We start from the raw sequence: 15,438 nt of genomic DNA on the forward strand, positions 1-15,438 counted from the left end.
GACGCGGCGGCGGTGGGGGCAGTCGCGTTACCGCGGCCGTTCGCGTCTGCGCTCATGCCGCCTCCTGCGCGCGCTTCAAGATGCGGGCAACGTGCGCCAGGCCTTCGGGCGGTTCGATCAGCGTGTCTAGGCTGGCGATTTCGTCAAAGTGCGCGGCGATGCTTTCGGGCGTGCGTTCGTGTTCGGGAAAATACATGCCCGCGCTTTCCACAATGGCCAGGCGCGCGTAGGTGCCGGCGCCCGCCAGCAACGCCGTGCGGCTGGGCGCCGCCTGCGCCACCAGGAACAGCGCCGCCGGGGTGACGAACGCGGGGTCCAGCGCGCGCAGCGTGTCGGCATCGAACATCTCGGCCGTCATGCGGGTGGCGGCGGTGGGCACCAGCGCATTCACATGGATGCCGTGCTTCTGGCCTTCCAGGTGCAGCACGTTCATCAGGCCCACCACGCCGGCCTTCGCCGCGCCGTAGTTCGATTGGCCGAAATTTCCGTACATCCCCGACGTGGACGTCGTCATCAGGATGCGGCCATAGCGCTGTTCGCGCATGATCGGCCAGACGGCGCGCGCACAGTTGGCCGAGCCCAGCAAGTGCACGTCGATAACGGCGTTGAAATCGTCGGCGCTCATCTTGGCGAAGGTCTTGTCGCGCAAGATGCCGGCGTTGTTGATCAGGATGTCCACGCGGCCCCACGCCTGCATCGCGCGCGCCACCATGGCGTCGACGGCGGCGCTGTCGCACACGTTGCCGCCATCGGCAATCGCCTGGCCGCCGGCGCCGATGATCTCGTCGACAACGGCTTGCGCGGCGCTGGTTGGCGCCGCGCCGGCCTGCACCGCGCTGGTCTGCACCGCCCCGGTCTGCACCGCGCTGGTTTGCACCACGCCGGTCTGCACCGCGCCACCATAGTCGTTCACCACTACTCGGCAGCCGCGTGCGGCCAGTTGCAGCGCGTGGCTGCGGCCCAGCCCCTGGCCGGCGCCCGTCACGATGGCGACGCGATCATCAAAGCGTATGGTCATGGCATTCATCCTTCAAGCACGGTCATGGTGATCCAGTCCGCCACCAGCGCGGGCCGCGCGGCGCCCTCGGTCTCCACGGTGACGGCATAGCGGGTGGTGAATTCACGGTCGTTACGCGGCGTGAATTCGCTGAGTACGAAGCGGCCGCGTACCCGCGCACCGACGCGCACGGGGGTCAGGAAGCGGACTTTGTCGAAGCCGTAGTTGATGCCGACGGCGCCTTCGAATACCGGCAGCACCTGCAAGCTGAATGCGGTCAGCATGGACAAGGACAGGAAGCCATGCGCGATGGGGCCACCAAACGGGCCTTCGCGCGCGGCGCGTTCCGGGTCTACGTGGATGAACTGGTGGTCGCCGGTGGCATCGGCAAACAGATCGACCCGTTCTTGCGTGACGGTCAACCAGTCCGACACCCCGATTTCCTGCGACACCCGCGCCGCCAGGGCTTGCGGGTCGATAAGGGATTCTTGAACAAGGTCTTGGGTCATGGACGGCCGTTGGTGAAAGGGGAAGACGATGACAGGGGCAAAAACATACCGAGTAGTATAAACTTCGGTTTTTGGATTTGTATAGGCCGTGCGAACGAGGCGGCGCCCCTGCACCCCGCGCTGCGGCACCCCGCCCCGGCCCCGGGCGATTGGCTAAACTGGGCGCTTTGCCGCGACGCATGGATGGAGAAACGCGCATGAATGGGGAACCTACGGTGACGGCTGCACGCGATGACGGCATGGGCAACATTGAACTGCTGACCGCGGCGGCCGAGTGCTTCATGGAGCAAGGGTTCCACGCGTCCAGCATTGACGATGTTGCGCGCCGGCTGGGCGCCACCAAGGGCCGCGTCTACCACTACTACCGCTCCAAGACGGACCTGTTCTTTGACGTGCACCGCGAAGGCATGCGGCGTAATTTCGAGGCGGTGCGACCGGTCATGAAAGAGCCCGGCACGGCGGCCCACCGGCTGGCGCTGATGCTCAAGCATCACGCGCTGTCGATGATGGAAAACCTGGCGTTCGAGACCGTTGTGGTGCAGGGCGTGCACATGCACCGGCTGGGCGCGACCACACCCGCGCAGCGGCAGACGCTGGCCGAACTGATGACCATCCGCGACGATTTCGAGGCGTTGTTCAAGCGCGTGGCCTACGAGGGCGTGGAAGATGGATCACTGGCCATCGACGACGTATCGGTGGCCATCAAGGCGGCGCTGGGCGCCATCAACTGGCTGGCCGTCTGGTATCGCCCACGCCTGGGCGAAACGCGCGACGACCGCGAGATCCTGGCCAACAAAGTCGTGCACACCATCATCGCGGGCCTGGGCACGCGCGCCTGAGCGCAGGGCGGCACGGGATGGCGTGCGCGGTATCGCGCGCCATGTATCGCGATACATGTATCTCGCTCCATGTATCTCGCTCCATGTATCGCGCGCCACGCGTCGCGCGCCATTCATGCCGTCCCGCGTAGCCCGCGGCCCGATCAAGCCAGCCGTTCGCGGCGCAGCTTGATGCCCGCCGCTTCGCGGTCCCACGTGCCGTCGGCCAGGCCTTCGCTGCGCAGCACATGCTTTTGCAGCTTGCCGCTGGCGGTCTTGGGCAGGTCGTCCACCACGCGCACATAGCGCGGCACCATGTAGTGCGGCACGCGTTCGGCCAGCCATGCGATCAGCGCCGCCTCGTCCACCCTCGCCCCGTCCACGGCGGTGACCACCGCCAGCACCTCGTCTTCGCTGTGTACGCTGGGCACGGCCACGGCCACCGCTTCGCGCACATCCGGGTGGGCGCAGATTTCCCCTTCCAGTTCGAACGACGAGATGTTTTCCCCGCGCCGACGAATCACGTCCTTCAAGCGGTCGACAAAGAAAAACGTGCCGTCGGCGTCGCGGCGAAACGCGTCGCCCGTGTGGAACCAGCCGTTGCGCATGGACGCGGCGGTGGCCTCGGGGTTGCGGTAATAGCCCGAGAACAAGGCCCAGGGCCGATGCGAACGAATCAGCAGTTCGCCCACCGTGCCGTCCGGCACCGCGCGGTCTTGCGCATCGCCCACGCGTAGTTCGAACCAGGGCCGCGGCTTGCCGCAGCGCCCGGCCTCGGTCAACCCCGGACCGGCGCTCAAGGGGCTGGCAATTTCGGTCATGTTGTACACGGTGTAAAGGTCCACCCCGAAACGCGCCTGAAACGCGGGCGCGTCCTCGCCGAATGGCACGATGAAGACGCCGCGCAAGCGGTGTTCGCGGTCACGCGGAGACGGCGCCTGCTTGAGCAGGAAGTTCGCCATGACGCCCAGCAGTAGCACCACGGTACTTTCGGTGTCGCGGATGGCGTCCCAGAATTGGTCGGTACGAAATTCCGGCACCATCGCAATCGACCCGCCGTAGGCGAGCATGGCGTACACGTACAGCGTGCTGCCGCAGTGAAAGATCGGGCCGGCGATCATGCAGCGGTCGTCCGGCGTGATCCAGTCGAACGCGTCGGGTCCCATGGTGTAGATCTGCACGTAGGACGTGACCACGCCCTTGGACAAGCCGGTGGTGCCGGACGTGTACATGATGGACTGCGTATCCCAAGGTTCGATCGGCGCGTCCAGCGCCAGCAGCGCCGGCGGGGGTGGCTCGGCCGCGTCCGACAAGGGCGCCAAGGACACCCCGGCGGGAGGCTGCAACGGGGCGTCGCGCGGGTCTTCTCCGGTCAGCAGCACACGCGTCAGCGCCCCCGGCGCCACGTCATGCAAGCGGCCCGCCAACGCGCGATGCGCCACCATCAGCGACGCCTGCGCGTTGTCCAACACGTGCGCCAGCGGCCGCCCACGCAAGCCCGTGTTCAGCGGCACATACACCGCACCCAGGTAATTGATGGCGAACCAGCTGGTCAACAGTTCAGGCCCATTGCCCATCCAGCACAGCACGCGGTCGCCCTGCTTGACGCCTTCCCGACGCAAGGTGGCCGCCCGTTGCTGAACCCGCGCCAGCGTCTGGGCGTACGTCCACGTGGGGCCGCCGTGGAAACGGGCGAAGATTCTGTCCGGTATCTTTTCCGCTTGCGCCTCCAGCAAATAGCGCAGCACGCAAGCCTGGCGGTCAGGAATCGCCGCCCGAACGTCGTCGTTCATCAATGTCTCCTTCCTTGTTATTTGCCTTATTTTTCATGACTTTCTTCCGGCCATCCAGCACCGCCGGATACGGACTTACCCGCAGGTGGCCCCCGAGGCGTTCCTGAAGTCTTGCGGGTTTCAACATACTTGGTAGTATATCCAGCAGATTTTCCCAAACAGGCACGGAAGAACCCCATGAGCATGGTTTCAATCGAGCGGGATGGCGGCGTGGCGATCGTGCGCTATGACCGAGGCGGCAAGGCCAATGCCCTGAATCTGGCCGCCATGGACGCGCTGATCGAGGCGGCGACCGAGTTGGCCCGCGACGACCACATCCGCGCCGTGGTGCTGACCGGCACATCGGCCCTCTTTAGCGCCGGCATTGATTTGAAAGACCCCGCGCTATGGGGCCATGACGACCCGCTGATCACACAGCGCGCCCTGGCGCGTGGCGAAATGCTGTGCCGCGCCTGGACCGAACTGCCGCAAGTTACCCTCGCCGCGATCGAAGGCGCGGCGGTGGGCGGCGGCGCCGTGCTGGCGCTGGCCTGCGATTGGCGCGTGCTGTCGGACAACGCTTTGCTGCGCTTTCCCGAAGTGCGATTGGGCCTGCCGCTGGCCTGGGGCGGCCTGCCCCGCCTGGCCGCGCTGGTCGGCCCGGCGCGCGCCAAGCGGGCGCTGTTTACCGACCTGACCTTGCACGCCGACACCGCGCAAGCCTGGGGCTTGGCGGACGCCCTGGCCCCGCAGGGCGATGCACTGGCCGCCGCACTGAGCTTGGCGCGCGAGGCCGCCGCCTGCCCGCCCCTGGCGCTGCGCCTGTCCAAGCGCGCCATCGACGCGCAGTTCGACGCGAGCCACCTGGCGCATGCGCAAACCGATCAATTTCTGTTGTGCCATCTGCTGTCCCCCGCCACCGCCGTATCGACCCCGCCGCAAAGATCCGCCTGAAAGAGCGGACGCCCACCTGGAGGAAAGACATGAACCCATTACTTGGCGCCTTGCTTGTTGCCGGCGCATTCGCCTTGCCCAGCGCGCACGCGCAGTCCGACGCGCCCATCCGCATCGGCGTCCTGACCGATCTATCCGGCATGAATGCCGACCTGTCCGGGCAAGGCTCGGTCGAGGCGGCGCGCATGGCGGTGGAAGACTTCGGGCCGACCGTGCTGGGTCGCAAGATCGAAGTCATTGCCGGAGACCATCAGAACAAGGCGGACATCGGCTCTGCCACCGCGCGCCGCTGGATCGATCAGGAAAACGTGAAAGCCATTGTCGATGTGCCGACGTCGTCCGTGGCGCTGGCGGTGCAGGAAATCACGCGCACCGCCAACATCGCCTTCCTGGCGTCCACCGCCGGCACGTCGGACTTGACCGGCAAGGCGTGCTCGGCCTCCACCGCGCAATGGACCTACGACACCTACGCGCTGGCCAACGGCACCGGCCGCGCGCTGACCGAATCCGGCATGAAGAAGTGGTATTTCCTGACGGCGGACTACGCGTTCGGCCATGCCTTGCAGGCGGATACCGAGAACGCCGTCAAGCAGGCTGGCGGCCAGACGCTGGGCTCGGTCAAGCACCCGCGCGCTTCCAACGATTTTTCTTCATTCCTGTTGCAGGCGCAGGCCTCGAAAGCCGAGATCGTGGCGCTGGCCAATTCATCCGGCGACACCACCATGGCGATCAAGCAGGCCAACGAATTCGGCCTGATCAAGGGCGGCCAGAAGCTGGCCGGCCTGCTGATGTTCATTACCGATGTGGACGGCGTGGGCCTGGAACAGGCGCAGGGCCTGGTATTGACCAGCGGCTTTTACTGGGACATGGATGATCGGACGCGCGCCTGGTCCAAACGCTACGCCGAGCGCACGAAAGGCCGCGTCCCGACCATGGCGCAAGCCGGCGTCTATTCCGCCGTGCTGACGTTCTTGAAAGGCGTGAAGGAAAGCGGCAAGCTCGAAGGCGATGCGGTGATGACACAGATTCGCGGCATGAAGATCGACGACATGTTCGCCCGCAACGCGTATTTGCGTGAAGACGGCCGGCTGGTGCACGACATGTACCTGGTGGAAGTGAAGAAGCCGTCGGAGTCCAAGGCGCGTTGGGACTACTTCAAGATCCTGCGCACGATTCCGGGTGACAACGCCTTCCGCCCGCTGGACCAGGGCGGCTGCCCGCTGGTCAAGTCCAAGGCGGTCGCCACCAAATAAGCGTGTCGGTGCCCATCCGGCCGGCCCCGTGCAAACGGGGCCGGCCTTTTCGTTTGCGCGCCGTATGCCCGATATCGCATTCAGCCATCTGTCATTAACCTTTCATTTGCGACTTCTAGTATTGCTCGTCCCATTCAGGCACAGCCCCCAAGCCAGGAATCCACATGAGCAAATCCATCTCCGACAAAATCGTCCGCAACCCCAGCCAGAGCAGCCCTTTCAGCGAAATTCTGGAAAAGAACCTGTCGCGCCGCATGGTGATGCGCGGCGGTTTGGCCGCTGCCTTCGCCACGATGACCAGCCTTGGGCTGGCCGGCTGTAACAGCAGCGATGACGATGACGAACCCGTCGGCGGCGGTGACCCCAACCCCACGCCCGAAGTGCCCGGCGGCGGCACCGAGACCCCCGCCCCGACCCCGCTGAAACTGGGCTTTGACTCGCTGCCCACGTCCATGACGGACGCTTGCGTCGTGCCGCAAGGCTACGTGGCCCACGTGTTTGCGCCGTGGGGCACGCCGTTGAACGACAACGCGCAGCCCTGGGACCAGAACGGCAACAACACGTCCAACGACCTGCTCAACTCCACCGGCATGCATCACGACGGCATGCATTTCTTCCCCATCGAAGGCAGCTCTACGGAAGGCCTGCTAGCCGTTAACCACGAGTACATCGACCAGGCCGCGCTGCACCCGAACGGCCCGACGCTGGTGGCGGGCAAGCGCCCGGCCGAGGAAGTGCGCAAGGAAATCAACGCGCATGGCGTGGCGATCCTGCACGTGCGCCGCGAAAACGGCCGCTGGAACATCGTCAACAACTCGCGCTACAACCGCCGCTTCACGTCGGCCACCGCCATGAAGCTAGCCGGCCCGGTGGGCGGCACGGACTGGGTCAAGACGCCCTTCTCGCCCAACGGCACGCAAGTGCGCGGCACCAACAACAACTGCGGCAACGGCTACACGCCGTGGGGCACGTACATCACCGCCGAAGAAAACTGGGCGGCCTGCTTTGTGAACACCGGCACCCGCCCCGCGCACCAACTGCGCGTTGGCGTGTCGGGCGGCCCGGCCGGCCGCTACCAGTGGGAGACCGCTGCGGGCGACGCGTCGGAAGTGCTGGGCGAATTCGCGCGCTTCAACGTCACGCAAACCGGCATCGACGCCACGCAAGACTGGCGCAACGAAGTGAACGGCTTCGGCTATCTGGTGGAGATCGACCCGTACGACCCGTCCAGCATCGCCACCAAGCGCACGGCGCTGGGCCGTTTCGCCCACGAAGGCTGCGCCTACAGCAAGCCCGAAGCCGGCAAGCCCCTGGCGTTCTACAGCGGCGACGACTCGCGCTTTGAGTACATCTACCGCTTCGTGTCCGAGGCCGTGTGGGACCCGAAGGACGCCGAGCGCAGCGACCGCCTGGCTGTCGGCGCCAAGTACCTGGACAAGGGCACGCTGTACGTGGCGCGCTTCAACGCGGACGGCTCGGGCGAATGGCTGCCCCTGGTCGGCACCACGCCGGGCGTGGGCGGCCGCACGCTGGCCGACGAGTTCGGCAGCCTGGACGCCATCCTCATCAACACGCGCGGCGCGGCCGACTTCGTGGGCGCCACCCCGATGGACCGCCCGGAGTGGACCGCCACCCACCCGACCAACGGCGACATCTACCTGACGCTGACCAACAACAGCAGCCGCAACGCCGGCACCGGCACCAACCCGCCCAACCCGCGTCTGAACAACGTCAACGGCCACATCATCCGCTGGCACGACGAAGCGGGTTCGACCAAGTTCGAGTGGGATATCTTTGTGTTCGGTTCCGACGCAGGCGCCGACGCCGACACCAACCGTTCGGGCCTGACCGCGCTGAACCAGCTGGCCAGCCCCGACGGCATCGGCTTCGACACGCGCGGCATCCTGTGGATTCAAACGGACAACGGCATCGACGGCGGCCGCAACAACAACGTGGCCCGCGCCACCAACGACCAGATGCTGGCCGTGATCCCGGGCGCGCTGGCCGACAGCACCGGCACGGGTCCCGCCATCAACCCGTCCAACCAGGCTGACCTGCGCCGCTTCTTCGTTGGCCCGAACGAAGCCGAAGTGACCGGCTTTGCGTTCACGCCCGACTACACCAGCATCTTCCTGAACATCCAGCACCCGGCAAACTGGCCGGCGTATGGGACGGATGATGCAACGGTCGCAACCACGGGCACGGTGCGCCCGCGCTCATCGACGGTGGTGATCCAGCGCGCCGACGGCGGCCCGATCGGGGTGTGATGAGCTGGCCGGCGCCTAGCCGGCCAGCGGCCACATGCCTTCCGTGTGCAGCAGGCGGGCCATGGCGTTTTCCAGGATGCCGCGGGCCTGGCCCGCGGCCTGCTGCAACGCCAGGTGCAATTGCGCGTCGGCTTCGTCACGCGATGCGCATTGCGAGCTGAAGCGTTCGAAGCTGCCCACCATCATCAGCAATTCGGCAAGATGTCTTGGGCATTCGCATGTAATCGGGTTGCGCATCGCCATGATCTTGGCCAGGGCTTCTTCATCGAACTCAATGGCCGATGCCGGAGCCAGCGCGCCAAGATTGGCCCCGACGACCGCCGATCGGCACAACGGCGCCAGCTCGTTCAACTGCGCCGGGATGCGGGCAACCAGGCAGCCTTGCGCGCGCAGGGTCCGAATCGTGGTGCTGGCACAAAAGCGGTAGAGCACCACCACGGCGCCCGTCTCGGTGGCGTCGCGCGCGCGCTGGATAGGCGCCAGCGCGTCCACGTCCAGCTCTGAAATTTCAACGATCAGCACGTCGGCATGGCGCGGCAGCGAGCCTGCGTCTTCCAGGCGCGCGCAGGCGCCAACCACGTGAACGTCCGGCCCGGCCATGAAGCCCGTCGAGCCATCTTGGGCGACCCCGCCGGCCAAGAGGCGCGGGGCCAGCGTGGCGCCAACCGCCACGGCGCGCAGCGGCGGGCCGGCCCGGCTGGGCTGCGCGCCCAGCATTGCTTGCAACTGCTCCAGCGGTAGCGACGCAAGCGTGCCAATGGCGTGACCCTGATCCGCCAGCTGCTTCAAGAGGCTTAGCCGGCGCACTTGCTCGGCCGAGTACAGCCGCTGGCCGCGTGCCGAACGCGCGGGGGAAGACAGCTGATAGCGCCGTTCCCAGACCCGCAGGGTTTCGACGGGCAGGCCGGCCAACTTGGCGGCGACTCCCGTGCGGTAAGCGGCCGTTGAACCGGCCTCGTCTAGGTCAGTGCTGGAGGTGTTTGGCATTTTTGACCCGCCTTTGAACCGTTAAATACCCGCATTTATAGGTTCAAAATATGGACGAAGTGAAAGATGCCGCCTACTCTACCCTCACGCATCGCGTTTTCCAAGTTGCGACGCGCTCTTGAGCGCCCGCCTTGATGCGGGCGCCGATAACCCTGACATTCTGGAGCACACCATGAAGCGATTTCTGATTGGAACGACGATTGCCCTGGCCTGCGGCTGGGCCAATGCCGCCGACATCGTGGATACGGCCAAATCGGCGGGCGACTTCAAAACGTTGACGACCGCCGTGCAGGCCGCCGGCCTGACCGAAACGCTGAAGGGCCCGGGTCCCTACACCGTTTTCGCCCCCACCGACGCCGCGTTCGCCAAGGTGCCCAAGGACAAGCTGGACGCGCTGCTGAAAGACAAGGCCGCGCTGAGCAAGGTGCTGACGTATCACGTGGTGCCGGGCAAGGTCATGGCCAAGGACGTCAAGGCGGGCCAGGTCAAGACGGTTGAGGGCAGCACCATCGCCGTCACCGTCGCCGACGGCAAGGTCAAGGTGAACGATGCCAATGTGGTCAAGACGGACATTGCGGCCGACAACGGCGTCATCCACGTCATCGACACGGTGCTGATGCCCAAGTAATCCGGGACATTCACGGGTCACGCCCCGAGCCTCTGCGCGTAGCAAACGGTACAAGACCGCCATCGGGCGGTCTTGTGCCTGGGTCGACGTGACCGGTGATCGATCAACCGGGCAAGTAGCAGGAGGCTTTTCATGGATACCCAGGAACTGGTAGCGCAGATGATCGTCAGGACATCACCCATGCGGCGCTTCGAGGACTGGCCAGAAGTTCTGGCCGCCTACGCCGCGTGTCTTGAAACCGTGCAGCACAAGCTGACCACGCAAGAGATGAACGACCTGATCAATTTAGGCGCGGACTTTTACCGCACCTTGGCCCGGGCAGAAGACTACCGGCGCGGCGCCGACCTGGAGGCCCGAAGCCGAGCCACAGGCGGCTTGGGGTAATCAGCCCACATTGGATATCGGCGGCATCGCCTTGAATGCGGGTTTGGCGAACAAATAGCCCTGCATGAGCGTGATGCCCTGCGCCGCCAGAAAGTCGCGTTCACCCACCGTTTCCACGCCTTCGGCGATGAAGCGAATGCCAAGATCGGTACAGATCTTCTGCACGCCTGAAATGATGCGTTGACGCGCGGTATCGACATCGATACCGCGCACAAGCGCCATGTCCAGCTTGATGAGGTCAGGCTGGAAGTCCGCCAGCAGCGTCAAGCCCGAATAGCCCGCGCCAAAGTCGTCGATGGCCGTCTGAAAACCGTAGGATTTGTAGGCCTGAAAGATCTTCAGCAGATGGGCGCGGTCAGTGATGCTTTCGCCTTCGATGGTTTCGAAGATGATCCGGTTCACCGGAAAGCCGTGCCGCTCCGCGGCCTCGAAGGTGGTGCGAATACATGCGGCGGGTTGATAGACCGCATTCGGCATGAAGTTGATGGACAGGAAACGGTCCATCCCCATCCTGGCCGCGAGTTCGATGGCGGTGGTGCGGCAACGCTGATCGAAATGGTAGCGGTTGGCGTCGTCCACTTGCGACAACACCGAGGCTGCGGGCTGGCCTTCAGGCCCGCGCACCAGCGCCTCGTAGGCATAGGCCTGGCCAGACGCCAGATCGACGATGGGCTGAAACGCAAACGCCATGTCGATGGGCGCGGCCTCGTCAGATTTGCAACCTTGGCACTGGCCGCCTGACGCGGTCGACTCTGCTTGGCCGTGGATAGGAATCATGTTGGCGAGTGGCGGATTTCGGAGGGGCAGACAGACGCGCTGGACCCGTGTGTGTGTCAGGCGGCAGGAAAGCGCAAGGGCGTTGGGCTTGGCCTGACCTTGGCTTTGGCTTTGGCTTTGGCTTTGGCTTTGGCCTTGGCTTTGGCCTTGGCTTTGACCTTTAGCTGGCGACTTTAACAGACGCGCGGAGGCAAAAAAACGCCTCGCAGACGCAAAAAAGCCGGCGTCGCTGTCGCGATTCCGGCTTTTGCTGTTGGTGTCGAGAACACCATCAAAAATTCGACCACAAATGAGTGGTCGGGGCGAGAGGATTCGAACCTCCGACTCCTGCGTCCCGAACGCAGTACTCTACCAGGCTGAGCTACGCCCCGATTCAGTGAATTTGCCACGCTGAAAAACCGCGCTGACAAACTCGTACTACCAACTTAGCGGCGCTCAGTGCTACCAAGTTTTTTCTTTCCGCTGCATGTCTCGCGACTGCTGCGGCGACTATGCTCTGGTGACTTTGCTTTCGCTTCCCACCTTCGCTTTCCATCACCGCCGTTTCAACAGCGACCGCTATTAGAACCTATATTCCGCTTTTTTGAAAATCAGGTTTTGCTTTGGCTGCTTTGGTTGCTTTGGCTTCTGCGTTTAGCTTTTGCTTTTGGCTTCAACAACCCACCCGCTTTCAAACCAGCTAGCTACGCCCAACTTCAGCGCCGCTGTGGATTTCGGCTTCAGCGATCTCTATTCACCGCGAAAGCGCAGAATTCTAGCAGAGAATTCAGAAAAGGCGAAACGGGGTAAATCGACAGCGCTTCGCGAGCCCGATCCGCTTCGGCCACAGCGGCCAGGCGGGCGTGTTCAAGCGCGTCGGTGGCCTGAATGGCTGCGGCCACGGCGGCGAAATCGGCGTCGCCCGTCTTGATGGCGTCGCGAATCAGTTGTTGTTGTTCGGGCGAGCCCACTTCCATCACGCGGATCAGCGGCAGCGTGGGCTTGCCTTCGCGCAGGTCGTCGCCCACGTTCTTGCCCAACGCGGCGGCGTCGCCGCTGTAGTCCAGCACGTCGTCAACCAGCTGGAACGCGGTGCCGACGTGGCGGCCATAGGCGGCGGCGGCGGCTTCCTGCTCGGGCGTGGCGCCTGCCAGCACCGCGCCCACCTGGGCGGCAGCTTCGAACAGCTTGGCGGTCTTGTAGCGCACCACTTGCAGGTAGCGGTCTTGCGAGACGTCGGGGTCGTGCACGTTCAGCAGCTGCAAGACTTCGCCTTCGGCGATCACCGTGGTGGCTTCGGACAGGATGCTCATGATGCGCATCGAGTCGGCTTCGACCATCATTTCAAACGAACGCGAATACAGGTAATCGCCAACGAGCACGCTGGCGGCGTTGCCGAACACGGCGTTGGCCGTTTCGCGGCCGCGGCGCAGGTCGGATTCGTCGACCACGTCGTCATGCAGCAATGTTGCGGTGTGGATGAATTCCACGACGGCGGCCAGCAGTTGGTGATGCGTGCCTTCGTAGCCCAGCGCGCGCGCCACCATCAAGACCATGGCCGGGCGCATGCGCTTGCCGCCCGCGCCAATGATGTAGTCGCCGATTGTGCGGATCAGAACCACGTCCGAATTCAGCCGCTCGCGGATGACCGCGTCGACAGCCTTCATATCGTCAGCAATGGGGGCAATAAGCGCGGGGAGATTCAAGACGTATCCGACAAGTGAAACGAGCCGCGAGGGGGCTCTTACCGCTGGGCCGCCAGGAATGGCGGGGGATTCGACCAGCGATTATACGGGGTGCGGCGGGTGCGGGGCGGCCCGCTGCCGCCCCCCAGTCAGCGCAAGCGCGCCGGTCGCCGCCCTATCGAACCAGGCCGCGCTTGGCCAGGTTGGCGTACAGGGCCCGCACGCCGAACGTCCACGGTGTGATCTCGGTGGCCAACTGCACATCGTTGACCAGCGCGCCGATACGCTCGGACGCGATCTGGACGCGATCGCCCAGCTTGTGCGTGAAGCCGGTGCCGGGACCCTTGCGGTCCTGGCTGGGCGAGAACATCGTGCCCAGGAACAGCATGAAGCCGTCGGGGTACTGGTGGTGCGCGCCAAAAGCCTGGCGTACCAGGTCCTGGGGGTCGCGGCTGATTTCGCGCATGTGGCTGACGCCGTCCAGCGCGAAGCCGTCGGCGCCGTCGATGCGCAGCGACACATCGGCGTGGCGCACGCTGTCCAGGTCGAAATCCCCATCGAACAAGCGGATGAAGGGGCCGATGGCGCATGACCCGTTGTTGTCCTTGGCCTTGGTCAGCAGCAAGGCGCTGCGGCCTTCGATGTCACGCAGGTTGACGTCGTTGCCTAACGTGGCGCCCACGATCTCGCCACGGCTGTCCACGGCCAGCACGATCTCGGGCTCGGGGTTGTTCCACTGCGATTCGGGCAGCACGCCGATCTGCGCGCCGTATCCCACCGATGCCATCGCGGGCGTCTTCGAGAAGATCTCGGCGTCGGGGCCGATGCCCACTTCCAGGTATTGCGACCACTGCCCGCGTTCGACCAATTCGGCTTTCAGCTTGATGGCTTCGGCGGAGCCGGGACGCAAGCGAGACAGATCCGAGCCGATCAAGGCCTGCATCCGCACACGGATTTCATCGGCGCGGCTGGCGTCGCCGCCCGCTTCTTCCTCGATCATCCGCTCCAGCAGGCTGATGGCGAACGTGACGCCGGCGGCCTTGATGGGTTGCAGATCGCACGGCGCCAACAGGCGCGGCCCGTCTTGCCCTTGCAAGGTGGCGGCCATCAGCGCGCGCACGTCGCCCAGCGATTCGCCTGCCGCGCCTTTGGCCAGCGTGACGCGATCAGGGCGATCCAGCAGATCGGACACGGTGGGGGCCACGGCGGTGATGTCAAACACCTCTCCGTTGCGCACCACCACGACGCTGGGCCCGTCCACCGGGGCCGGCCGCCAAACACGGCCCACCAGCAAGGCGCCCGCCAGGTCGACGGGCAATGCGTTGTCTATGTTCATGAGTCTCCACGCTTTATGCCGACTGGGCGGCATTTCAATAAAGGTGCAACGAGTCTAGAAGAAGGCCGTTATCATGTCCAACATTCTGAATCGCAGTCCAATAGGTTGGACAAACAAACATGACCGCCGACTACGATGTGCCCGCCATCCGCCGCACCCACGACATCCTGCGGGTGCTGGCCAGCCGCCGCACCCCCGTCAAGGCCGCCGAACTGGCGCAGGCCTGCAAGCTGCCCAAAAGCACGCTGTACCTGTTGCTGGACTGCCTGGAACAGCGCCGCTGGATCGAACGCAAAGAAGGCGGCTACCTGATCGGCATCGAGCTGATGTCGCTGGGCTTCGCCTACCTGCGCCACGACGGCCTGCAAGCCGCGTTCCACGAGGCGGCCGGCGAGTTCGTGACCCGCTGCAATGAAGTCGTGCAGCTCGCGGCGCTGGATGGCTTTGACGTGGTCTACATCGCCCGCGAGGACGCCCGCCGCCCCGTGCGGCTGGTCTCCGACTTGGGCATGCGCCTGCCCGCCCATGCTTGCGCGCTGGGCAAAGTGCTGCTGGCCAGCCTGGATCCCGACGCCCTGGCCGCCAGCGTGCCCGACCCGCTGCCCCGCGTGACGGACCGCACGCTGGCCACGCGCGACGCGCTGTATCAGGAATTGGACAAGGTGCGCCAGACAGGGCTGGGCCACGATCAGGAAGAACTGGCCACCGGCCTGGTGTGCTACGCCGCGTATGTGGGCGTCACGCCCACGGGCAAGCGCGTGGCGGTCAGTACATCGATCCCCACTGACCGGCTGGACGACGCCCACCGGCGCGACATCATGGAGGGCATCCGCCGGGTGGCGCGCCACGTCTCCCAGCGCGTGGTGGCGCCCGCCTGAAGCCCCCGCGCCACACCTAAGCCCTTAGCCCACAACAGGTTTTTGACTTTTGAAAAGTCACGCGCTAATATTGCGGATTCGGTCAGCAATGCCCGAATTACGTCGGTTGTTCGCGTAAACCCTTTGGGTGCCTTGTTCGGGATATTTCCACCCGGTACCTGGCAGTCAGGCCCCTTTCCTTCTGGCCCGCCGCATGTCAAATGCCGGCACACGG

The 15,438-nt window shown here is 64.9% G+C and carries 14 protein-coding genes and 1 tRNA gene; 7 read left to right on the forward strand and 8 right to left on the reverse strand.

Annotation, left to right across the window (positions count from 1 at the left end; genetic code table 11):
* Positions 1-52: 52 nt before the first annotated feature.
* Positions 53-1,018 (reverse strand): SDR family NAD(P)-dependent oxidoreductase, encoded by a 966-nt coding sequence (locus tag DVB37_RS26020; protein ID WP_120157658.1) that lies wholly within the window; start codon positions 1,016-1,018, stop codon positions 53-55.
* A 5-nt stretch (positions 1,019-1,023) separates the two neighbouring features.
* Positions 1,024-1,506, reverse strand: a complete 483-nt coding sequence (locus DVB37_RS26025) for a MaoC family dehydratase (RefSeq protein ID WP_046803193.1) — start codon at positions 1,504-1,506, stop codon at positions 1,024-1,026.
* A gap of 197 nt (positions 1,507-1,703) precedes the next feature.
* On the opposite strand from DVB37_RS26025, the gene DVB37_RS26030 reads away from it, so the two are divergent.
* Positions 1,704-2,345 carry a TetR/AcrR family transcriptional regulator gene (locus tag DVB37_RS26030; RefSeq protein WP_046803192.1) on the forward strand — a complete coding sequence of 214 codons (642 nt, stop codon included), beginning with the start codon at positions 1,704-1,706 and terminating at the stop codon, positions 2,343-2,345.
* A 143-nt stretch (positions 2,346-2,488) separates the two neighbouring features.
* On the opposite strand, the gene DVB37_RS26035 is transcribed toward DVB37_RS26030, so the two are convergent.
* Positions 2,489-4,117 (reverse strand): AMP-binding protein, encoded by a 1,629-nt coding sequence (locus DVB37_RS26035; protein WP_046803191.1) that lies wholly within the window; start codon positions 4,115-4,117, stop codon positions 2,489-2,491.
* 177 nt (positions 4,118-4,294) lie between these two features.
* On the opposite strand from DVB37_RS26035, the gene DVB37_RS26040 reads away from it, so the two are divergent.
* From DVB37_RS26040 to DVB37_RS26050, 3 genes are all read left to right on the forward strand, one after another.
* Positions 4,295-5,050 carry an enoyl-CoA hydratase/isomerase family protein gene (locus DVB37_RS26040; protein WP_120157169.1) on the forward strand — a complete coding sequence of 252 codons (756 nt, stop codon included), beginning with the start codon at positions 4,295-4,297 and terminating at the stop codon, positions 5,048-5,050.
* Positions 5,051-5,079: 29 nt separating this feature from the next.
* The gene (locus DVB37_RS26045) at positions 5,080-6,303 is read left to right on the forward strand and encodes an ABC transporter substrate-binding protein (RefSeq protein ID WP_120157170.1); all 1,224 of its coding nucleotides are present in this window, start codon (positions 5,080-5,082) and stop codon (positions 6,301-6,303) included.
* A gap of 164 nt (positions 6,304-6,467) precedes the next feature.
* Positions 6,468-8,570, forward strand: a complete 2,103-nt coding sequence (locus tag DVB37_RS26050; RefSeq protein WP_120157171.1) for a PhoX family phosphatase — start codon at positions 6,468-6,470, stop codon at positions 8,568-8,570.
* A 15-nt stretch (positions 8,571-8,585) separates the two neighbouring features.
* On the opposite strand, the gene DVB37_RS26055 is transcribed toward DVB37_RS26050, so the two are convergent.
* Positions 8,586-9,557, reverse strand: coding sequence for a MerR family transcriptional regulator (locus DVB37_RS26055; protein WP_120157172.1), 972 nt, complete (start codon positions 9,555-9,557; stop codon positions 8,586-8,588).
* Between the two features lie 172 nt (positions 9,558-9,729).
* Here DVB37_RS26055 and DVB37_RS26060 point away from each other — a divergent pair, with 172 nt between their 5' ends.
* Positions 9,730-10,185 carry a fasciclin domain-containing protein gene (locus DVB37_RS26060; protein ID WP_120157659.1) on the forward strand — a complete coding sequence of 152 codons (456 nt, stop codon included), beginning with the start codon at positions 9,730-9,732 and terminating at the stop codon, positions 10,183-10,185.
* 132 nt (positions 10,186-10,317) lie between these two features.
* Positions 10,318-10,569 carry a DNA-3-methyladenine glycosylase gene (locus tag DVB37_RS26065; protein WP_120157173.1) on the forward strand — a complete coding sequence of 84 codons (252 nt, stop codon included), beginning with the start codon at positions 10,318-10,320 and terminating at the stop codon, positions 10,567-10,569.
* On the opposite strand, the gene DVB37_RS26070 is transcribed toward DVB37_RS26065, so the two are convergent.
* The 4 genes from DVB37_RS26070 to DVB37_RS26090 all read right to left on the reverse strand — a co-directional run bounded on the left by DVB37_RS26070 (position 10,570) and on the right by DVB37_RS26090 (position 14,346).
* Positions 10,570-11,346: an EAL domain-containing protein gene (locus DVB37_RS26070; protein WP_120157174.1), complete on the reverse strand. Its 777-nt coding sequence runs from the start codon at positions 11,344-11,346 to the stop codon at positions 10,570-10,572.
* A 294-nt stretch (positions 11,347-11,640) separates the two neighbouring features.
* A tRNA-Pro gene (locus DVB37_RS26080) sits at positions 11,641-11,717 on the reverse strand.
* A gap of 348 nt (positions 11,718-12,065) precedes the next feature.
* Entirely contained in the window at positions 12,066-13,031 is a 966-nt protein-coding gene (ispB, locus tag DVB37_RS26085; RefSeq protein ID WP_046803176.1) for an octaprenyl diphosphate synthase, read from the reverse strand.
* A 154-nt stretch (positions 13,032-13,185) separates the two neighbouring features.
* A complete protein-coding gene (locus DVB37_RS26090; protein WP_104142698.1) occupies positions 13,186-14,346 on the reverse strand; it encodes a fumarylacetoacetate hydrolase family protein in 1,161 nt (386 codons plus the stop codon).
* A gap of 119 nt (positions 14,347-14,465) precedes the next feature.
* On the opposite strand from DVB37_RS26090, the gene DVB37_RS26095 reads away from it, so the two are divergent.
* A complete protein-coding gene (locus DVB37_RS26095; RefSeq protein ID WP_120157176.1) occupies positions 14,466-15,224 on the forward strand; it encodes an IclR family transcriptional regulator in 759 nt (252 codons plus the stop codon).
* The last annotated feature ends 214 nt before the right edge of the window (positions 15,225-15,438 follow it).

The organism is Achromobacter sp. B7 (assembly GCF_003600685.1).
Classification (GTDB): Bacteria; Pseudomonadota; Gammaproteobacteria; order Burkholderiales; family Burkholderiaceae_B; genus Achromobacter; species Achromobacter spanius_B.